The organism is Gardnerella sp. KA00243 (genome assembly GCF_049244105.1).
Lineage (GTDB): Bacteria > Actinomycetota > Actinomycetes > Actinomycetales > Bifidobacteriaceae > Bifidobacterium > Bifidobacterium leopoldii.
In genome coordinates this window covers 1,068,137-1,087,734 of record NZ_CP058375.1, presented here as the reverse complement: position 1 = coordinate 1,087,734, position 19,598 = coordinate 1,068,137, and the positions used below count along the sequence as shown (strand labels likewise).

The window sequence follows — 19,598 nt, the reverse complement described above, 5'->3', positions numbered from 1 at the left end:
GTGAGTAAGGAGATTTGTATTATGAGTAAATTTATGAAAGTACTCTTGCTTGCTGCTCTGCCAGTGTGTTTGCTTACTGCATGCTCTGGTAGAGCAGTTGATGATAGTCAACAGCAGGCATCACATGATTCAGTTCCGCTTGTTTCAGTCAAAAAACAGCCTTTAACACAAGTTGTGTCGGGTAAAGCAGCGATAGAACAATCGTCTACCTTTGTTATCACTGCTGTAAGTAGAGGGAATTTTTCTCCATCGGTAAAAGCAGGCAGTACTGTAAAAGCTGGGAGTGTTCTAGGCTACAATGCTGGTAACAAAATTATTGCTCCCGTAGACGCTAAAGTTGTGTCAGTAGCTGAATCATCTGCGGACGTGCCTAAATCTTTCTCACTATTCACTCTTAAATATGAAGGTTTTTCAATAAGCCTTAATGCAAAAGCTTTACTTCGTTCTGCGGATATTACAGATGTTAAAGGTCGTTTCCAAATTGAAGACGGTGTTGGACCAACCAATTGTTTGCAAATAGTACAAAGCGGTGGAACTTCTACCGATATTGCAGCCTCGGGTAGTAGCAAGAATGATAATGCTGATTCGACTCAAACAGATGAGTCGAGCGCGCAAAGTACACCTAGTGTATCGTCAAAAGTTTTAACGTGTTTAATAGATAAAAGCACAGAAGTAGAATCAGGCCAAAATGCGACGCTTGTTTTTAATGGCAAGCATAAACAATCGGTTCTAACGCTGCCCGTTAGTGCGGTTGCTGGAAGAGTTCAAAAAGGTTTAGTCTCATACAAAAAAGGCGATAATTGGGAGCGTAAAGAAGTTGGTCTTGGAATAAGTGACGGCGCTAATATTGAGATTACGTCTGGTTTGCATGAGGGTGATGTTGTAGCAGGTGTTTCTCCTGATCTCATTCCAGGAGTGCAATGATTATGGGAAACAATCCTGTTCCACTGGTTGAACTACAAGACGTGTCAGCGCGTGTAAAACTAGGCAATGGCGAATGGCTTACCACTGTCAACTCTGCGTCTATGCTACTTAATCAAGGTGAAACATACGCGGTAGTTGGCAGGTCTGGATCTGGCAAAACGAGTCTTATTTCTATTATTGGATTTTTGAATAAAAATTTTACTGGAAAATACTATTATTCTGGCAAGTCAATCCAAAAGTGTAGTGATACTACAGTATCGCATATGCGCGCTAGAAATATTGGTTTTGTTTTCCAAAACTATTCTCTCATTAAGCATTTAAGCATTAGAGAAAATGTTGAGTTGCCGCTTTTATACGCAGGGCTACAACAAAGCAAGCAGACAAGAAGAAAAACGATAGAAGAAGCATTATGTGCTGTTGGATTGCAAGATAAACTCAACGAATACCCTGGAAGTTTATCAGGCGGTGAACAGCAGAGAGTTGCGATAGCGCGTGCTCTCGTCACTAATCCCGAATTACTTATTTGTGACGAGCCAACTGGTGCACTCGATAGTAGTACGGGAGAAAAAGTGCTTCAAGTGTTGCATGATCGTGTTAAAGAATCTGGAACAACATTACTATTAGTCACTCATGATATGAAAGTGGCTCGTTCTTGCTCTCACATTTTTACTATGGAAGGCGGTGTTCTTTATGATTATGCTGCTTAAAGATTTGCGCCTTTCTCCTATGAGATCCTTCCTCACAGGTTTTTCAATGTTTATAGGCATCATTGCCGTTATTGCGTCAGTGCTTATTGGCACGGTTGGTAAGGACTATCTTATTGCAACTAATGAACAGCTAAACGGTCGTAGACCAACATATGAGATTACTTTTTCAGCACAAAATTTTGACGAATATTCAGTATTTAACAAATTCTTAAATCGCATTGAATCCGTAAACCGTAACGCTAACGTTATGCTACAACCAAACACTGGACTACTGTTTAGCGCTTCTATGCCAGCCTCGAAGAGTGTAAAAATAAGCAAAGAATATAAGACTGGCAATCTTCAATATGTTGACGCTGTTTACACTACGGCAGGATACAACAAAGTTTATAACTTACCTATTGTAAGTGGAAGATGGTTTAGTAATAGCGCTAAAAGCAACGCATTAGAAATGGTAGTAAACCAATCTGCTAGCAAAAGATACAAGATTGGTGAAGTAGCATTTATTACTTCTCGTAAAACAACACAAATGAGTCCTATAAGGATTGTTGGAGTTGTGAACGATGGCGTAGACTCAGCAAAAGTATACGTGAATATTCTAGGATTATTACGTTACGCTCCAACTCTTTGGGAATATTCTGGAAAAGAAGCTCAAGGCTCAATCTACTGGTTGAATAAAGAAAATCGTTCTCAAAAATCAATTAAATCTTATGTTTCAGACGCTCTTTACGACTGTTGTGGTGGACAAGTAAACGAAATTAGAAGACATGATAATAGTGATGATTACGAGAATGTTATAACAGTACTGCAATTAAGTTTTGCTATCGTAGCAGCATTATTGCTTTTTGTTTCCGCGTTAGGTTTAATCAATATTGGTTTAGCATCGTTGGAGCAGCGCACGCATGAACTGCTTATACGCAGAGCTTTGGGTGCTACTAGATGGTCGATTGCTTCACTCGTATTAGGCAGTGCGATTATTTTAGCGCTGATAGTTTCGATTGCTGCTGTCGCTGTTTCTTTTGGCCTTGTGTCTACAGCATCAAGTTTTTGGGATGTAGCAAGCCCAGTTAGTCCGCCAGTTTACCCATATGAAGCCGCTATTGGAGCTGTTATTGCGGCTTTTATTACAGCGCTTGCTGGAAGTGTGGTGCCGGCAATAAAAGCATCACGTTTACAACCAGCATTAGCATTGCGTTAATTTTCAAAAAATAAGAAAGAAGGAATAATGAATAATCATACTATTGGTAAAGCAACTCTTATTGTTGGTGTGCTTAGTGCGCTTCTTATGTTTAATGCGTGTGGAGGAATAGGCAACAATGATGCGAGTGGTGTGGGTGGTGCGCGCTCGCAAAATAGTTCGCCTAGAGAGATTGTTGATTTTGCTCATATAGAGAAGGAATATCAGGAATCTGTGGCAAAGCTTAGTTGGCCTGAAAAATATAAAGCTCCTGCAAACTTGGTTGGAGAAGAAAAAGACGGCCAGTTCCAGAGTGGATATGGTGATACGCAAGCATCTAATTATTATCAGTGTGCTTGGGAACGGCAATGGTTAGATACGTATGCTAGTGATGAACAAGCGGCAAGTAAAGCTTTGCATGAGCTTGAAAAAGTGCCTAGCATGCCGTTTATGGGTCCAGACCGTTGTGATGATGCAACGCGAAACTTTTTCAAAGAGCATATGCGTAAAGCAAAACTGGGAGATCCGTCAGGATTCCAACAGGATGTGCAAGCTAATTGTCCTGTGATGTAATTGCATTTGTATAGCTTTATTGTGCTTTCTCACTAAATAGCTTGTTATATGCTTCTTTTTACCCATGTTGATGGTGTCCAATAATCTTTGGTAAGCATTGATGGGTATGTTTGTTTACGAGTTCGAATAATCCATAAGGCTATACCTGTTGAAACAAGTATTACGCCAGAAGCAATCATTATGAATAATGATGAATTTAGATTTCCCCATGCTAGTACGCTTGCATACCCTACGATAATGCCGCATTGCTCCATAATAGAAGTAAAAGTAGTAGTTGCGCCGAGAATGTGTGTTGGTATGCCGTCGAGAAGAGCTGTTTGCCCATAGACAATAGTGGCGTCAAAAATAATACCTGCAATGAAAGCAGAGCAAAGAAAAAGAGCAATCCAATTATTAAGTGCGAAAATAAGTAAAGGAATAGAAAGGAATCCAGGTAGTAAAATAGAGTATAAAATCTCATAATGCAGCACAATATATTTGCATAATAGCGAACCTACAATCATGCCAATGTTAAATATGCTGACTATTGATCCCCACGTGGATGCCGAATGAAAAAGTGTGAGACAATGGTGTGCTCCCATTAGTCTAAATGCAGCAAGCCATGATCCAGATTGTAATGCTGATACTACTCCTAAGACTATTAACCATGGTGTAGATTTCATATAGTGTAGAGAAGCTGCAAAACCAGCAGTTTTACTGCTTCCTGTCTTCGTATTGTTTGCGTTATTTTGTGCTTGCTGGTTTAGATTAACTAACAGTAGAGGTAGCGCCGCTAGTATCATCACAATAGCAATGCTCGTAAAGAAAATGAGCGGATTGCATATATCAACAAATATGCCAGTGATAGCAGGTGCAGCAAGCCTGCTGAGATTAATCCACATGCGCATGCTTGCTAAAAATTTGGTTTTTTCGCCAGCTGGCGCGCTATATGCCATTAATACTTTTTGATTAGGCGAAGAAAATGCAGTAAAGAACCCGAATATTATGCCGAGTAGTGTAACCGTAATAGCAATAAGATTATGCTGTGCTACTAAAGCGAAACCGTATCCAGTACACAGCAAGGCAAAGCAGAACGTTAGAGCTATAAACAATCTAGTTGGTGGATATTTATCTGCGATAATGCCGCCAAGCGGTGCTGCTATGCAGGTCATAAGCGCTACTGATACCGCGTTAAGCGCTGCGTGAGATAAGTCGACATGTATTAAAAGATATAGGCTTACGCCAAATCTACAGCTTGTTATAAGAAAAGCATTAAGCGATAAAACGGCAATAATAAGAGTTGTGCGAATTCGTGCCGCAGCGTTCATTTCCTTCTCTTTTTTCTTTCTTCATGTTATGAACGTCTTTCATATTCTGAGTAACATATGCCTCTTGATATACACCTTTTTATGGACTGTGAGCGAAATGAGTGTTTTATTGCAGTTTATATGCAGTTGTTGCAGCTACTGGCGATAGTAGGAGAGGAAGTTGGAGAGTTTGCTCATTGCGTCGCGAAGCGTTTGCAAGCGCGGCAAGTAAACTACGCGGAAGTAGCCTGGAGTCTGCCAATTAAAACCTTTTCCGTGCACAATCAGCAACTTTTGATCGCGTAGCAAATCAAGCGCAAACTGTTCGTCGTCGTGAATGTTATAGCGGTCTGGATCGAGTTTTACAAACATGTAGAAAGCAGCATCCGGTCGCTCAACGCTTACGCCATCCATCTCCTGAAGCGCGTTATAGCAGTATTCGCGCTGCTCATACACGCGACCTCCCGGCTCCAAATACTTCTCAACGCTTTGGTATCCGCCCAAAGCAGTCTGAATAATCGACTGTGCAGGAACGTTCGAGCACAAACGCATATTAGACAGCATGTTAAGTCCCATAATGTAGTCGCGAGCCTTGGATTTATCTCCCGAAAGGCTCATCCAACCAATGCGGAAGCCAGCAATCATATGCGATTTAGAAAGTCCGCTAAAAGTTACGCAGAACACGTCTGGAGCAAGAGAAGCAATCGAAATATGCTTCTTGCCGTCCATAACAAGACGGTCGTAAATCTCGTCCGCAAAAATAATCAAATTAAACTCGCGCGCAATCTTAACAATCTCTTCCAAAACTTCGCGACTATACAGCACGCCCGTAGGATTATTCGGGTTAATAATCACGATTGCTTTAGTGCGAGGCGTGATTTTAGAGCGAATGTCGGCAATATCTGGGTACCAATGCGACTTTTCGTCACACATGTAGTGCACAGGAGTGCCGCCAGCCAGGCTCGCGCACGCAGTCCACAACGGGTAGTCTGGGCTTGGTATAAGAATCTCGTCGCCGCAATCAAGCAACGCTTGCATAGAAAGGTTAATCAGCTCGGAAACGCCGTTTCCGGTGTAAATATCTTCCATTTGCACGCCTGGAATGCCCTTAAGCTGATCGTATTGCATAATCGCCTTGCGCGCAGAGAAAAGTCCGCGACTATCTGAGTAGCCTTCGCAGTCAATAAGCTGCTGCTGCATGTCGTAAATTACTTCGTCTGGAGCGCGGAAGCCAAAAGGCGCAGGATTTCCAATGTTGAGCTTTAGAATATGCGTTCCGTTTGCTTCCATGCGGTTTGCTTCTTCAACAACAGGACCGCGAACGTCGTAAAGCACGTGTTCAAGTTTTGTGGATTTGTTGAATGTGCGATGCTTTAGAGTTTTGGAAAGTTCAGCTTCTGTAAGCTGCGGCTGTTGCTGCTGTTGTAATTGATTTAATTGTGATTCTTCTGCAGACTGGCAGTTTTGCTCGATTTTTGCACAAGAATGACCGCCTTTGATTCCGTCGCTGCTGATTCCAAGAATTTCAGCTAGCATGTTACGCACGTCTTTGCGAGGCTCAGTTTTGCCGCTTAAATACTGGCTTAACTGGCTTTTGCCAAGCTTATGACCGTTTTTTGCCGCAAGCTCGATTACGTCAATCTGCTTGTACCCTTTGCGCTTCATAGCTTTCTTAAGCTCATCAGCAAAATTCTGTGCCATAATCTGTCTTTCTTGTAAAATCGGCATTTATAAATTGAACAAGTTTATAGCAAAGTTCAAAATATAAGTATTAAATTGAACTATTTGCTCAATATTAGTCGCAAAAATTATTTTGTATAGTAATTTTTCAAAAAATGACGAGAAATAGTAAAAAATAGTAGAAATATAGTAGAAAAATTGAACTAAATTATAATAAATTGAATTTATTTTGAACTTTTGTGAACGTGTTTTGTGGCTTAAGTTTAGGAATAATGCGTGATTTACGCAATTGCGTACGTCTTGTATAAGCTCTGTTAAGCGGTTTGCTACCATAAAAGCTATGTATTTCTTTACTCCGAGGCGTTGCGAATCTACCCAAAAAATCATGTACAAGAATAAAGGGCAGGCTCTTATGGCTGCGGAGCAGAGTCTACGAGAGCGCGGTGCGCAGTTGTGGGTTTATGCTTGTGAATATTGCGGTTGCTGGCATTTGACGCATAAAAACCCGGTAGATCGCATGTATTCCGATATGCGCTCGCCATCCGCAAGCACGAAGCCTAAATCTAGAAAGCGCGGGTACAAGCCAAGACGGCGTTAAGTTAAAACGGCACTAAATTAAAACGGTGCTAAATCTTACGCAACGTTAAAACCTTGCCTTGCAACCTGCTCAACATCTTCTGCTTCGTGTTTTTTGGCAATATCGTCTGCTGCTATAGTAAGAATTTGTGCGCTGAAAGCATCAACTGGTCTGCTAGCATTTCGCAAATCGTAATATTGATGCACGCGATTGTCGAAATCAGCAAGATTTTCTAATAATTCAGCGTCGTCAGCAGGGTAGGTATTCTCAAAAATCTGCATGTCAGCGCTCATTCGCGGCTTTAATTCTGGGCTTTGCGCAGGCTTACCAATTGCCAGGCCGAGCACGGGGTACGTGTATTTAGGCAAATTCAAAATATCAATAAGCTGAGTTCTACTGTTCAAAATTGAACCGAGAATTACGCAACCAAGCCCCAAAGATTCCGCGGCAGTTTCCATGGCATGAAGCGCCAAAATAACGTCATTTTGAGCCTGTGTAAAGCGGTAGCGAGTTTTAAGCATAAACTCGTCGCTACTGGTATCTACGCCATTTTTGTGCGCAATTGCAGCGTTTCTATGTTGATCAATAATAAAAACGTACAGTAGTGGAGCTGTAGCAATATATGTTTGGTTGCCAATTTCGGAAAGCTTTTGCTTAATTGAGCTATCCGTAATTTTAATCGCTGACCAGTCGTTCAAAAACTGGCTACAAGCAGCGCGCTGAGCTACAGCTTCAAGAGTGACAACTGTATCGTTGTCAATTGCTTCGTTGCAAAAAGCGCGAATGGAGCGGCGATTCAGTAAAGTATCGATAGTTTCGTTGTGGCGTAAATTTGGCACGTTATTTCTTATTCCTTTCAGCATTCTCGTTTCAAAATAAGGCCATTTAGTTTATAAAATTTAATAAATTAAAATCGTTTTTGTGAGCGCAATTGTCTTTTTCTTTGCCTTCTCGCAATATAAGACAAGGTTCCGTGGTTTGCTAAGCGACCAACAATCGTAGTAAGAATCGCAGAAAATACTGCAAATCCAAGAGACAGTAGCAGCGGCTCTTCTTGCTTAATACGCTGCTTTTGCGCAACTTTTTCTTTAGAAAGATTGTTAGAACGACTATTAGAGTTTAAATTGATTTTTCTAGTATCAACATGTTTTTTCCATATTAAGTGCGCAATCTGCCCTGCAATAAACGTTGCAAAAGAAGGAAGTGCAGATTTTAGTAATGAATCTCCTAAAGTATTTTGATTTCTCAATCGGCGCTCGCGAAGGGCCTCAATCTTACGATTTGCTGCATTAAGTCGTTGTACGGTAGCTTGAGCCGCACGATGGCTTCGTTGAGTTTTAGTATTAGCCGATGATAATTGCGTCATATTTTCTATGTTAGTGGTAACGAAATACCAATTTTGGCGGTACCATGGAACAGTGATCTTGATTTGCGGCAAAGTGGCTGCAAGTTAAGAAATGCTTACGTAAAGCAATCGTGCTGCTAGGCGTCCAGTGCGATGTGTGTACATGGCGCTGGTGAGGAATGTGAAGACTATGCAAAATAACGGCACTAAAGAATCCTCTCAGAAAGAATGCTCGAAGCAGGGTTGCTTGGTGTTACTTCGCCACGGCCAAACTGCTTGGAGTGTGTCCGGTCAACATACCGGGCGCACGGATTTGCCTCTTACTGAAGTTGGTGTTGAGCAGGCAAAAGAGGCTGGCGCTAGATTGCAGTGTGTGTTCACAAAAGGTTTTGATAAGGATTGTGTGCTTGTAAGTCCACTTCGTCGCGCGCAGCAAACAGCTCAGTTTGCTGGTTTTGATTCGTATACAATTTGCGATAGTGCGCTGGAGTGGGATTATGGTGCTGCTGAGGGTCGCACGCGCGCTGATATTTCTAAACTAAGTGGCGTTGAGGCTTGGGATGTGTGGAAGCATGGTCCTAAAGTTCTTCCTTCTCACATGGTTAGTGACGCTAAAGAGGTGCTTCCTAGTGGAGAAGCAGTGGATGTGCACAGAACTTCTGGAGAAAGCTTGCAAGAGGTTTCGGATCGTACTCAAAAGATTATTGATATGGCAATGCCTAAATTGAAATTAGGTAAGGACGTGCTTATTGTTGCGCATGCTCATGTGTTGCGTATTCTTACTGCGCGCTGGCTTGGAGTAAGCCCAGATTTTGCACGACTTCTTCGTATGGATACCGCGCATTATTCTGTGTTGGGCGCGTACAAAGGCGATAATGTAATTGTGCATTGGAATTGCTGAAATACGGAAAGGCATGGAATACTCTTAGAACCGCGTTTGTGGACGGATGGGCTAAGGAATATAAGATTGCTCGTGGGCAGGGTTAGCTGCTAATTAAATAATTTGTTTTAAACTATGATCCTCAAGAGATTGCGCAATCGTTTGCTAAATTGTTGCGTAATCCCTTTAATTATTGCCAAAAATACGTGCTAATTTTATCGAATATATTAGAGTGTAGTGTTTTTATGACGACACGCGTTAATTTAGTTATGCTATCGTTTGCAATATTGCAGCAGTTGAGGCATAATAAATATTGTCGATAAGGACACCTAGAGGTGTGGCAGTCCAATGACGGGATTGTCGGCATAGGAGAAAGGTTCGATGATGAATCGTACAATTAAATCAACAATTGCACTGGTAGCTTGCTCGGCAATGGCTTTTGGCGCGCTTGCAGCTTGCGGATCCTCCTCAAGTGACAGCTCTGCTAAAGGTAAGGTTTACTTCTTGAACTTTAAGCCAGAAGCTGCAGATCAGTGGAAGGAAGTAGCTAAGGCATACACCAAGAAAACAGGTGTTGAGGTTAAGGTTCAAACTGCTGCTTCCGGAACTTATGAGCAGTCTTTGAAGAGTGAAATCAGTAAGGGTGATGAAGCTCCTACACTCTTCCAGATCAACGGTCCAGTTGGTTACGCAAGCTGGAAGGATTACACTGCTGATTTGAAGGATACTGAGCTTTATAGCCAACTTCAGAACAAGGATATTGCTTTGAAGGATGGAGATAAGGTTGTTGGTATCCCATATGCAATGGAAACCTACGGCTTGATTTATAATAAGGCTTTGCTCAAGAAGTACACCGAGCTTAAGGACGCTAAGGTAAAGTCTGCTGAAGAAATCAACTCCTTCGATAAGTTGAAGGCTGTTGCAGATGATATTCAAAAGCACAAGTCAGATCTTGGTGTTGAAGGCGCGTTCACTTCTGCTGGTTTTGATTCCAGCTCTGATTGGCGTTTTAAGACCCACCTTGCAAATCTTCCTTTGTACTATGAGTTCAAGGAAGATCATGTTACCAAGCAGCCTGCAAAGGTAAAGGGTAGCTTCCTTGACGGTTATAAGAAGATTTTCGATCTTTACATTACTGACTCCACTACACCAGCAACAAAGATTGGTTCCAAGACTGGTGAAGATGCTAATGCTGAGTTCTCCCAGGGTAAAGCTGTGTTCTACCAGAATGGCACTTGGGCTTGGGGTGACCTCTCCAAGGCTGGTATGAAGGCTGAAGACCTTGGTATGCTTCCAATTTATATTGGCGCTAAGGGCGAAGAGAAGCAAGGTTTGGCAACTGGTTCTGAGAACTATTGGTGCATCAATGAGAAGACGTCTGACGCTAACAAGAAGGCAACTAAGGACTTCTTGAAGTGGCTGCTTACTTCCGATGCTGGTAAGGATGCTTTGTCCAAGAAGATGGGCTTCACCACTCCATTCAAGAGCTTCGCAGATATCAAGTCCGACAACCCATTGACTCAGGCAGCTGTTGAAGATGCTAAGTCTGGTAAGACTCCAGTAAGCTGGAACTTCACCGTAATGCCATCTGATAACTGGAAGAACGACCTCGGCTCTGCTTTGCTTGAGTACGCTCAGGGCACCGGCAAGTGGGATAAGGTTAAGACAGCATTCGTGGATGGTTGGGCTAAGGAATATTCTCAGGCTCATGAAGATGACGACTGATCCATTAATAAATAAATAGACGTTGCACCTGCTGACGTAAGCAAGCAAAGGTGACGTAAGCAAATCCGCTAGGATACTGGCACATCATAGTGCTAAGTCCTAGCGGATTTTGTTATTTCGATATTTTGTTATTTCGATATTTTCTAGAAAACTATAAAAGGTCTACTCTTTTAATAATGCAGCTGTGCTTGAACGCACAATAAGTTGCGCTGGAACAATGCGATACTGATCTTCAACTTTCTCTGCGTTTATAAGCGCAAGCGTGATATTTGCCGCAGTAGAAGCAATATCAACCGGATCCTGTCTAATAGTAGTTAAGCCAGTTTCATGCGCATAAAAACTATCGTCAAAACCAATAATTGACACATCTTTTGGAGTAGAATACCCGCTGCGGGCAAGCTGAAACATAAGTGGTATTGCAATCCCATCTTCTTGGCATGCAATTGCTGTTGGCATAATTGAACTTCCAAGAAGCATAGAAACTATGGCACTTATGCGATCAGAATTAGCAGGTGCCACAATTTCTGTAGGTGTGATTCCGCTATTTTGGCATTCATCAATAAAAGAATGGTAACGCTGCAATACGCTGAAATGTAGTGAAACGTCACGAGTTGTGCGCACATATGCAATATTGTGATGCCCTAAACCGATTAAGTGGCGTGCCATAAGTCTTGCACCTTGGTCATCGTCAATATTGATAGTCGCGTCAAAATCGCATTTTTGTGGATATAAGCAGTTTATGCCAACAATTGGCACGCCTGTTGATTTAAGTTGTGCGATTTCGTTGGTATTTACGTCAAAGGAACACACAACAACAGCGTCAGCATTACGTCTAGTTGGGAGCATTGTGAAAAATTCGCTACGCTCTTTGCTGCTGGAAATCTGAAAAATTGACAAATCGTATCCAGCTGTGTGGAATACTTGATTCAATCCTTGAATAATAGATGCAGAAAACCATAGGCGAATTTGATCGCTAATCAATAAAGCGATGCGCAAGGTTTTACCAGATTTTAGTGCTGCTGCAGATTTCGAAATAGAAAAATTCAATTGTTCGGCAATGGCCAATACTTTATTGCGAGTGGATGCAGATACTAAGTTTGGTCGTGTAAATGAGCGCGACACAGTAGAAACTGACACATGAGCTTTATTCGCTACATCTTGAATATTTGCCGACATGTGAACTCCTTTATTCGCGTATAACAAACGTGTAGCACAGCCTTGTGTTTAATTGTTTAGTGCGAACTTTTATAGTTCGAAACAAACAAACGTTTGCAGACATTTCTATTCTAGCAAATTTTGCTGGAATGCCAACGATAATAAGCAATTTTTTAAAATTAAATTCTGATATTTGTTTGAAGTGACATATCGAAAATGACAACGTTTGACATAGCTAATTCATGTAGTAGAATGAAGTTATTGGTTCGGGACAGCGATGTCTACGTGGATGTCGCTCTCAAGGAGGAGAAAGTGACGAGTCATGATTAGTATGAGCGGAAAAGCAATACGTAAATGGTGGTGGTTATTTGCGCTGCCAACGTTTGCTGCGTTTGTTGTTGGCTTCTTAGTGCCATTTATTATGGGTGTGTACTTGAGCTTTAGAAAATTCACTACTGTGACTGATGGTAAGTTTGTGGGTTTTCGTAACTACTATAGAGCTTTAAAAGATCCGCATCTTGTTTATTCGTTTTTGTTCACAACGCTTTTTGCAGTTATTACAACAATAATTATTAATGTTATTGCTTTTGCAATTGCGTACATGCTTACTAAGAAGTTCAAGGGCACGACGATATTCAGAGCCGTGTTCTTTATGCCAAATCTTATTGGCGGTATCGTTTTAAGCTATATTTGGCAGCTCTTGTTAAATGGTATACTCGGCTACTTCAATCGTACGATTACGTTCTCTGAAGTATTCGGTTTCTGGGGCCTTGTGATTGTTGTTTGCTGGCAGCAAATTGGCTATATGATGATTATTTATATCGCAGGAATGCAGGCTCTTCCTGGAGATGTTATGGAAGCAGCTGCTGTCGATGGTGCAAGCCCAAGGCAGACTTTATTCAAGATTACTATTCCATTGATGATGCCTTCTATTACTGTTTGCACATTCTTAACAATTACCAACGGCTTCAAGCTTTTCGATCAGAACTTCGCATTAACTAACGGTGGTCCGTCAAGGAAAACAGAGATGTTAGCTCTCAATATTTATAGAACTTTCACTACTCCAAGATGTGAAGGCGTTGGTCAGGCTCAGGCAGTCATGTTCTTCATTGTCGTGGCTGTTATTGCTATGGTTCAGAATATGCTCACTAGGTCGAAGGAGGTAGCGGCATGAACGAGAAAACAAAGCATCCTGCGTTATGGACTGTGCTGTTCACTCTTATAAGCTTGTTATGGATTTTCCCTATAGCTTTAGTGGTACTGAATTCTTTCAAGTCTAAGGTTGATATTGCAAGCAATCCTTTTACTTTTAGTTCAAAATCGTTTGTTGGAATGTCTAACTACGTATTAGGTTCAAATCGTACTGATTTTCCAATGAGTTTCCTCTGGACTATTGTTGTAACTGTTGGTTCTGTAATCCTCATTCTTCTGTGCACGTCAATGTGTGCATGGTGGATTGTTCGTGTGAACAATTGGGCAGCAAAACTTCTATACGTTTTGTTCCTGTTTAACATGATTGTGCCGTTCCAGATGGTTATGTACACCCTTGCTTACATTACGAACACTTTAAAGTTGAATACTCCATGGGGATTGTGGATTATTTACTTAGGCTTTGGTGCAGGACTTGCAGTGTTTATTTTCACTGGTGTGATTAAGGGTATTCCGCAAGAACTCGAAGAGTCTGCAATGATTGATGGTGCTTCTGTACCACGTATATTCTTCCAGATTATTGTGCCGATTATGCGACCTGCTATTATTTCGGTTTCAATCTTGCAGGCAATGTGGATTTGGAATGACTTCCTGCTTCCATTCTTGACGCTCGATCTCAACAAGTATAAGACGATTTCTATAGCTGTTCAGTATTTGAAGGGTGGTTATGGATCTGTTGAGATGGGTGCCATGATGGGTTGCTTGGTTATGGCAATTGTTCCAATCATAATCTTCTATCTCATCTGCCAGAAGTACATTATCAAAGGTGTTATGTCTGGTGCAGTAAAGGGATAAATTAATTCTCCTCCAAAATTCAAGTGGCAGTAAAAGCGGCGGTGTGCACATACTATTACGTTTGTGCACGCCGTCATTATTTTTTTTAATAGTTACGCTAGTTTGTAATTAGGTGGTAGAGTTCGTTGTTAAAGGTATCTATAGATAGTAGAGCATAGGAATTGCGTCATAAAACCAGGAGATAGTATAGAATGATTTTCTCGTTTGGAAGCCCAGATTCAAAGTTTGCGCAAAGCATGGAAACATTTGCTGATGCCGTGTGGCTTACAATATTGATGATTTTAACAAGCATTCCTTTAATTACTATCGGTGCTTCTCTTTGTGCCGGTCATGATGCTGCAAGACGTACAGAGCAAGGTGAAGGACATATTACTGCAGCTTATTTTCGCGCGTTTGCTAGCAATTTTTTGGAATCTACTATTATTTGGGCTGTAATGGGGCCAGTTTTGCTTGCTATTATTTGGCTATGGCTTTGCGTGTGGTCTACTCCACTTTTAATTATTAAATTTATTCTGAGCATATTGTGGGTTATTGTTGCCGAATGGGTGTTTGCATTACAAGCGCGTTTTAAAAATTCAATTGATAAAACAGTGGTTAATTCTCTTATTTTTGGTATTTCGTATTGGAAAGAAACTCTTATAATGACACTGCTAGATATAGTGTTTATTGTGTTAATATTTGCATCAATCGTATATTTGCCGCAGGGTTTGCCTTTGTTGGTATTCATTGGTTGGGGATCGCTTATTATGCTGCATACTCCGATTTTAGAGCGGGTATTTGCAAAGTATATTAAGCAAGAGTAGTTGACAGTTATATGAATAATTAAAAAATTGGGGTAAGTGGCAAAAAATTAATGAGGCGAGCACTATTATAGATGCTCGCCTCACATAGGACATCATGTAAGAAATATTTTGATTTGCTACTATGCAAATCATATTCCTTACGAGGGGGAATAGAGTCAGTTCATCAGTAAACCAACTATTAGATTATACATGCTTCCGTGTATTTTCGCCGCGCATAACTGCCGTCATAGATAGCACTCGTGGTGACTTAAATACTTCATCGGTGTGAACTACACGACCATCAGCATCAGCAAGTGGAATACGCCAGTTTGGATACTCTGTACTAGTTCCAGGCTGATTCTGTGAACGCTTCTCGCCGACAGCGTCAACCAAAGCAACTTGCAAAAGCAAAGATGGGGAAGTGAGCATAATCGCATGCATAGCTTCCACAATCTCTTGTACATGGCCTTCAACATCCTCAGCAGCATCTTTGCTAATCCAGCCGTTCTCAAGAAGCATCTTCATCATTGCATCGCGTTCAGCTTGAGCAGCCTCCTGGAACGTTTCTACGGAGTCTGTAAGCAGATGAAGCTGCTCGCGAAGCTTGACATGCTCAAAGGCAAGATAACCAGCTGTAGGTGGCATATCGTGCGTAGTAACGGAAGCAAGAGCATACTCTCGATATGTAGACGGATTAGCGAAAATAATTTGCTTCTTTCCAGCCTTCTTAGTAGCAGCTTCAGCTTCGTCGTCGTGAGTGAACCATTCAACAACAGTGCCAAGCACGCCATGAGATGCAAGAACCTTAGAAACATACTTCGGAACAGTGCCCAAATCTTCGCCAATAACAACGCCGCCTGCGCGAGTTGCTTCAACAGTAAGAACTGCGAGCATTGCATCTACGTTGTAGTACACATATGCGCCGTTTCTAGCACCTTGTCCTTGTGGAATCCACCACAAGCGGAACAATCCAAGAACGTGATCAATACGAGCAGCTCCTGCGTGCAAGAACACGTTATGAACCATGTCTCGGTAAGCAATATAGCCAGTTTCATCCAAATAATTTGGATCGAATGGAGGTTGACCCCAATCCTGACCTTGCTGGTTGTAGAAATCAGGAGGAGCACCAACGCTTACGCCATTAGCAAATCGTTCCGGACTCCACCAAACGTCAGCACCGTAGCCGTGTACGCCAACTGCCATGTCTTGCATAAGACCAATTGCCATACCAGCAGCTTTAGCTTCAGCGTGAGCTGCAGCAACTTGCTCATCAGCAATCCACTGAAGCCAACGATGGAACTCAAACAAATCAGCGTGTTCGCGCTTAAGTCGCTCAATTTGCGGAGTGCCTTTGCCTGTAGTGTCAAACCACAAATTCTCGCCCCAAGGAGCACCCCAAACTTCAAACGCAACACACCAAGTTGCAAAAGCGTCAAGATCTTCACCAGAACGATGCTTAAACTCACTAAACTCGCGCTCGCGTTCGGTAGAACGAGGTTGCTTGAAAATAATACGCAACGCAGGAAGCTTGGCATCCCATGCAGCGTTGATATCTATAGGATTTGGATTATTGTTTTGAGGAGCAATAGACTCATGCAATTGCTCCACTTTGGCAAGATCCTCTCCGCTTAATTCAGCATATTCCGGAATATCTTGCGGACGAATATAAGTGACATTCAAGAACCTACGAGACTCAGGCAAGTACGGTGAAGGCTCAAGAGGTGTTACTGGAGCGCACGCATGAATTGGATTAATCAGCATAAAATCAGCCTTACCAATTTCTCCAGCATCCTTAAGTAGGCGACGCAAATCGCCGTAATCGCCAATTCCCCAAGAATCTTTTGAACGCACAGAATACATTTGCGTCATGAATCCCCAACGATGCTTTTGTTTAACGCTTTCAGGCAACGGAATACGCGCAGGTGCAGCAATCAATGTAACATCAGCGTGTTGAGCTGTCTCGCCATTCGTGTTGATTACTTTAGCATGCAAAGTGTGGTAGCCCATTGGCAAATCATCCGGAAGCTCAATGAACAAATCTCCATTGTCTTCGGATTGAATATCGCCTAACGAGCCTTCATAATCTGTTCCATCTTCGAGTGTAAGAGAAATATGAATTTGCTCTTTTTTGGCATCTCCTGCGTGAATTGGTACGCAAGTTTTTGCGCCATTAAACGAAACGACAGTTGGTGGCAATAATTCGCTAGAGCGTTTGCGCTGAACCTTCTCGTATGAAATTGCAATATTGTCTTGAGTGTCGGCAGGCATGCCTAATGCATCAAGTACTCCAACTAATGCTTCATCTGTAATTTCGGTGTAGCTTCCTTGCTGATCAATATAAAAAGTGGCAACGCCGCACGCCTTAGCAAGCTTAATAAGTGGACGTGCAAGACGTTCTGCGCTTTCTTCCATAGGCTTATCAGCATCAGCTTTGCCAGTAGCTGTTGTTGTCATGGTGCTCCTTCTACTTTATGATTTGGCACATTCCTAACATCGTCGTAAGCGTGCCAAATGTGCAACTATGGCGATAGTGCGTAAATCAATACATCTCTGGATTGAAATACACCCTGCCTGTCAATTATATAAATACCTGACATCGTTTGCAAATTAGCGTTGCGACATATTTGCTAGTTTTTATAAGTAATTGCAACTAAACACAAGTGTTGTGATTACTCATGTTTAGTTGCAATCGTCTGATAGTTTATTATTTTTTTACTTACTAAAACGCAATTACTTGTTGCTAAGCACAACAAAAGTTCTGATAGGCAAGTGTAGGGTAGCAGCGCTTTTTTCAGTTGTAATATTTACCTTGGTGTCAGGCTGTTTTCCAGTCCACTTAGCAAAATAATCACTTGAATTAAGTACGCAATGCCACTCTTGAGATTTTGCACTATGAATTGCAGGTAGTTGAATAGTTGCATCTTCATGATACATAGGATTTGCGCAAACAATTAGATTATTGCCAATGCGCGTAGCCAAAACAGTATGGTTAGACGTTTCAAGTTGTTTGCGTTTGCCGTCATACAATGAGCTATATTCAGCGCGAAGCTTTATAAGTGCACGATACCATTGAACAAGCGGATTGAAACGTTCAGTGCGCGCCCAGTCAAGCTGGTTCATTAGTACACCGCGATTATAAGAATTATCGCAACCGTGCTTAGTGCGTCCAAACTCTTCTCCGCTTAGCATAAACGGCGTGCCTGCAGAGCACAAAACAATTCCAGCTGCAAACATATTAGCGTTCAAAATATCCGCAACTTGTTGTACATCTTGAGCGTCAAACTCAAAATCGCTAGCATTCTCGCGCATAGAGATACAAAGCTTATCCCACAAAGTCAAATCGTCGTGAGCAGAAGTATATTGAACAATCTGTCCAACTTCTTTACCTGCAGAAGGAGTATCACGCCATGCATTAAGAGTTTGGCGAGCCGCATCTGAGCACCAGAACTCATTGCCATTAACATATCCACGGTCGCGATGGTTCATAACATTGCCTTTGAGGGAATCGCGAGACTCGTCGCTAAACCAGCCTATGCGCTCGTTAAGAGTGCCTCTGCCGTCTTTATCTCCCATCGGAACTTTCTCATCAACAGCAGGATCCGAAGCACCCCACGGTTCTCCATACATAACAATATCTTTACCGCCAGGAAGCTTGTCTAATGCAGTTCGTGCCTGATTTAAGGTTTCAGTATCAGTCAATCCCATAAGATCGAAACGGAAGCCATCAATGTGATAGCAGCGTGCCCAATGCAGCAAAGATTCAATAATAAACCTGCGGAACATAGGATGTTCAGAAGCCATTTCATTTCCACAGCCAGAGCCGTTAGCAAAAGATCCGTCAGAGTCTCGCCTGCAGAAATACCCAGGAGCCATGCATTCGAAAGCGTTTTCTGCGGACTTGTACATGTGATTATAAACAACATCCATAATTACGCGTTGACCATTAGCATGTAATGCCGCAATCATTGCCTTGCATTCGCGAATTCGCGCAGTGCCATCGTAAGGATTGCTAGAATAAGCACCTTCAGGAACGTTGTAAGCGTGAGGATCATAACCCCAGTTGTATAGAGAATCTAATTCTTCTGCTGAAGCACCGTTTTTGCGCGCATTGTCGATTGTGGATTCGTCAACTGTTGCAAAATCGTAAATAGGTTCGAGTTGCACATGAGTAATGCCAAGCTGCTTTAAATAATCCAAGCCAGTAGGGAAGTTGCATTCAGAAGAATTTGGATTTTGCAAAGATGTATGTTCATCAGTAAAAGCGAGATATTGGCCTCTATGCTCTGGCTTAAAGCCGCCATTAGGATTGCTGCTGAAATCTGCAACATGCGTTTCCCACACAACCATTGCATGGCGCACAAACTTAGGAGACTTATCTTTATGCCAATTGGCAGGAGACACTCGCTCATCGTCTATGACAAGGCTGCGCTCACCATTTACACCGCTTGCTACACCCCAAGGGTCACTAGTTCGATTTACTGTGCCATCTTGGAAAGTAACAAGATAATCGTAGTATATGCCGTCTAAACGCTTACGGAAATTAATCCGCCAAGCTCCGTCATGCAACGGTTTCAATTCGTGTGTTTGAATTGGCTCACTGTTGTTTCCAGTTTCAAAAAGTCTTAACGTCACATTCTGTGCAGTTGGTGCCCATACGGTAAATGTTGTAGATTTAGCATTTAAAGTAAATCCAAGAGGTCCTTCGTATACAGGCCATGTTGCCGAAGATGGAGTCGTCATATAGGGTATCCTTCTTCTTTCGCTATTTTGCGAATTGTCTAAATTT

At 42.0% G+C, this 19,598-nt stretch carries 17 protein-coding genes; 10 read left to right on the top strand and 7 right to left on the bottom strand.

The window, feature by feature from the left end:
* The first annotated feature begins 21 nt into the window (after positions 1 to 21).
* Genes HXT50_RS04085 through HXT50_RS04070 form a run of 4 tightly spaced genes read left to right on the top strand, consistent with a single transcriptional unit; the run spans position 22 to position 3,378 of the window.
* On the top strand, positions 22 to 924 hold the full coding sequence (locus HXT50_RS04085; RefSeq protein WP_032842258.1) for an efflux RND transporter periplasmic adaptor subunit: 903 nt from the start codon (positions 22 to 24) through the stop codon (positions 922 to 924).
* Positions 921 to 1,631 carry an ABC transporter ATP-binding protein gene (locus HXT50_RS04080; RefSeq protein ID WP_032842256.1) on the top strand — a complete coding sequence of 237 codons (711 nt, stop codon included), beginning with the start codon at positions 921 to 923 and terminating at the stop codon, positions 1,629 to 1,631. Before HXT50_RS04085 ends, HXT50_RS04080 begins: the two co-directional genes overlap by 4 nt.
* Positions 1,615 to 2,826: an ABC transporter permease gene (locus HXT50_RS04075; protein WP_101886213.1), complete on the top strand. Its 1,212-nt coding sequence runs from the start codon at positions 1,615 to 1,617 to the stop codon at positions 2,824 to 2,826. The genes HXT50_RS04080 and HXT50_RS04075 overlap by 17 nt, the downstream gene beginning before the upstream one ends.
* Before the next feature lie 27 nt (positions 2,827 to 2,853).
* Positions 2,854 to 3,378, top strand: a complete 525-nt coding sequence (locus HXT50_RS04070; protein WP_410295728.1) for a hypothetical protein — start codon at positions 2,854 to 2,856, stop codon at positions 3,376 to 3,378.
* Between the two features lie 44 nt (positions 3,379 to 3,422).
* Here the strand turns inward: HXT50_RS04070 and HXT50_RS04065 are convergent, their stop codons facing one another.
* Positions 3,423 to 4,685 (bottom strand): MFS transporter, encoded by a 1,263-nt coding sequence (locus tag HXT50_RS04065; RefSeq protein WP_421777054.1) that lies wholly within the window; start codon positions 4,683 to 4,685, stop codon positions 3,423 to 3,425.
* Between the two features lie 135 nt (positions 4,686 to 4,820).
* Positions 4,821 to 6,365 carry an aminotransferase class I/II-fold pyridoxal phosphate-dependent enzyme gene (locus HXT50_RS04060; RefSeq protein ID WP_004104838.1) on the bottom strand — a complete coding sequence of 515 codons (1,545 nt, stop codon included), beginning with the start codon at positions 6,363 to 6,365 and terminating at the stop codon, positions 4,821 to 4,823.
* Positions 6,366 to 6,684: 319 nt separating this feature from the next.
* On the opposite strand from HXT50_RS04060, the gene HXT50_RS04055 reads away from it, so the two are divergent.
* The gene (locus HXT50_RS04055; RefSeq protein WP_064340161.1) at positions 6,685 to 6,942 is read left to right on the top strand and encodes a hypothetical protein; all 258 of its coding nucleotides are present in this window, start codon (positions 6,685 to 6,687) and stop codon (positions 6,940 to 6,942) included.
* Between the two features lie 35 nt (positions 6,943 to 6,977).
* Here the strand turns inward: HXT50_RS04055 and HXT50_RS04050 are convergent, their stop codons facing one another.
* Together HXT50_RS04050 and HXT50_RS04045 are read right to left on the bottom strand one after the other, a co-directional pair.
* Positions 6,978 to 7,784 (bottom strand): nitroreductase family protein, encoded by an 807-nt coding sequence (locus HXT50_RS04050; protein ID WP_064340162.1) that lies wholly within the window; start codon positions 7,782 to 7,784, stop codon positions 6,978 to 6,980.
* Positions 7,785 to 7,828: 44 nt separating this feature from the next.
* Positions 7,829 to 8,287: a DUF4235 domain-containing protein gene (locus HXT50_RS04045; RefSeq protein ID WP_421777053.1), complete on the bottom strand. Its 459-nt coding sequence runs from the start codon at positions 8,285 to 8,287 to the stop codon at positions 7,829 to 7,831.
* Positions 8,288 to 8,456: 169 nt separating this feature from the next.
* On the opposite strand from HXT50_RS04045, the gene HXT50_RS04040 reads away from it, so the two are divergent.
* Positions 8,457 to 9,167 carry a histidine phosphatase family protein gene (locus tag HXT50_RS04040; protein WP_064340164.1) on the top strand — a complete coding sequence of 237 codons (711 nt, stop codon included), beginning with the start codon at positions 8,457 to 8,459 and terminating at the stop codon, positions 9,165 to 9,167.
* A gap of 360 nt (positions 9,168 to 9,527) precedes the next feature.
* Positions 9,528 to 10,871 carry an ABC transporter substrate-binding protein gene (locus HXT50_RS04035; protein WP_004104821.1) on the top strand — a complete coding sequence of 448 codons (1,344 nt, stop codon included), beginning with the start codon at positions 9,528 to 9,530 and terminating at the stop codon, positions 10,869 to 10,871.
* 162 nt (positions 10,872 to 11,033) lie between these two features.
* On the opposite strand, the gene HXT50_RS04030 is transcribed toward HXT50_RS04035, so the two are convergent.
* Positions 11,034 to 12,047, bottom strand: coding sequence for a LacI family DNA-binding transcriptional regulator (locus HXT50_RS04030; RefSeq protein ID WP_004118390.1), 1,014 nt, complete (start codon positions 12,045 to 12,047; stop codon positions 11,034 to 11,036).
* 301 nt (positions 12,048 to 12,348) lie between these two features.
* Between HXT50_RS04030 and HXT50_RS04025 the strand changes: the two genes are divergently transcribed.
* The 3 genes from HXT50_RS04025 to HXT50_RS04015 all read left to right on the top strand — a co-directional run bounded on the left by HXT50_RS04025 (position 12,349) and on the right by HXT50_RS04015 (position 14,833).
* Positions 12,349 to 13,200, top strand: a complete 852-nt coding sequence (locus tag HXT50_RS04025; protein WP_004118392.1) for a carbohydrate ABC transporter permease — start codon at positions 12,349 to 12,351, stop codon at positions 13,198 to 13,200.
* Positions 13,197 to 14,030 carry a carbohydrate ABC transporter permease gene (locus HXT50_RS04020; protein ID WP_004104804.1) on the top strand — a complete coding sequence of 278 codons (834 nt, stop codon included), beginning with the start codon at positions 13,197 to 13,199 and terminating at the stop codon, positions 14,028 to 14,030. The genes HXT50_RS04025 and HXT50_RS04020 overlap by 4 nt, the downstream gene beginning before the upstream one ends.
* A gap of 191 nt (positions 14,031 to 14,221) precedes the next feature.
* Positions 14,222 to 14,833 carry a DUF624 domain-containing protein gene (locus HXT50_RS04015; protein WP_004104802.1) on the top strand — a complete coding sequence of 204 codons (612 nt, stop codon included), beginning with the start codon at positions 14,222 to 14,224 and terminating at the stop codon, positions 14,831 to 14,833.
* A gap of 183 nt (positions 14,834 to 15,016) precedes the next feature.
* On the opposite strand, the gene malQ is transcribed toward HXT50_RS04015, so the two are convergent.
* Positions 15,017 to 17,266, bottom strand: a complete 2,250-nt coding sequence (gene malQ, locus HXT50_RS04010; RefSeq protein WP_064340166.1) for a 4-alpha-glucanotransferase — start codon at positions 17,264 to 17,266, stop codon at positions 15,017 to 15,019.
* Positions 17,267 to 17,542: 276 nt separating this feature from the next.
* The gene (gene pulA, locus HXT50_RS04005; RefSeq protein ID WP_116442882.1) at positions 17,543 to 19,552 is read right to left on the bottom strand and encodes a type I pullulanase; all 2,010 of its coding nucleotides are present in this window, start codon (positions 19,550 to 19,552) and stop codon (positions 17,543 to 17,545) included.
* Between the last annotated feature and the right edge of the window lie 46 nt (positions 19,553 to 19,598).

What these genes read in the sequence shown, in the direction of transcription:
- HXT50_RS04085 (WP_032842258.1), top strand. Translation starts at nt 22, where the DNA reads ATGAGTAAATTTATGAAAGTACTCTTGCTTGCTGCTCTGCCAGTGTGT.
- HXT50_RS04080 (WP_032842256.1), top strand. Translation starts at nt 921, where the DNA reads ATGATTATGGGAAACAATCCTGTTCCACTGGTTGAACTACAAGACGTG.
- HXT50_RS04075 (WP_101886213.1), top strand. Translation starts at nt 1,615, where the DNA reads ATGATTATGCTGCTTAAAGATTTGCGCCTTTCTCCTATGAGATCCTTC.
- HXT50_RS04070 (WP_410295728.1), top strand. Translation starts at nt 2,854, where the DNA reads ATGAATAATCATACTATTGGTAAAGCAACTCTTATTGTTGGTGTGCTT.
- HXT50_RS04065 (WP_421777054.1), bottom strand. Translation starts at nt 4,685, where the DNA reads ATGAACGCTGCGGCACGAATTCGCACAACTCTTATTATTGCCGTTTTA.
- HXT50_RS04060 (WP_004104838.1), bottom strand. Translation starts at nt 6,365, where the DNA reads ATGGCACAGAATTTTGCTGATGAGCTTAAGAAAGCTATGAAGCGCAAA.
- HXT50_RS04055 (WP_064340161.1), top strand. Translation starts at nt 6,685, where the DNA reads ATGTATTTCTTTACTCCGAGGCGTTGCGAATCTACCCAAAAAATCATG.
- HXT50_RS04050 (WP_064340162.1), bottom strand. Translation starts at nt 7,784, where the DNA reads ATGCTGAAAGGAATAAGAAATAACGTGCCAAATTTACGCCACAACGAA.
- HXT50_RS04045 (WP_421777053.1), bottom strand. Translation starts at nt 8,287, where the DNA reads ATGACGCAATTATCATCGGCTAATACTAAAACTCAACGAAGCCATCGT.
- HXT50_RS04040 (WP_064340164.1), top strand. Translation starts at nt 8,457, where the DNA reads ATGCAAAATAACGGCACTAAAGAATCCTCTCAGAAAGAATGCTCGAAG.
- HXT50_RS04035 (WP_004104821.1), top strand. Translation starts at nt 9,528, where the DNA reads ATGATGAATCGTACAATTAAATCAACAATTGCACTGGTAGCTTGCTCG.
- HXT50_RS04030 (WP_004118390.1), bottom strand. Translation starts at nt 12,047, where the DNA reads ATGTCGGCAAATATTCAAGATGTAGCGAATAAAGCTCATGTGTCAGTT.
- HXT50_RS04025 (WP_004118392.1), top strand. Translation starts at nt 12,349, where the DNA reads ATGATTAGTATGAGCGGAAAAGCAATACGTAAATGGTGGTGGTTATTT.
- HXT50_RS04020 (WP_004104804.1), top strand. Translation starts at nt 13,197, where the DNA reads ATGAACGAGAAAACAAAGCATCCTGCGTTATGGACTGTGCTGTTCACT.
- HXT50_RS04015 (WP_004104802.1), top strand. Translation starts at nt 14,222, where the DNA reads ATGATTTTCTCGTTTGGAAGCCCAGATTCAAAGTTTGCGCAAAGCATG.
- malQ (WP_064340166.1), bottom strand. Translation starts at nt 17,266, where the DNA reads ATGACAACAACAGCTACTGGCAAAGCTGATGCTGATAAGCCTATGGAA.
- pulA (WP_116442882.1), bottom strand. Translation starts at nt 19,552, where the DNA reads ATGACGACTCCATCTTCGGCAACATGGCCTGTATACGAAGGACCTCTT.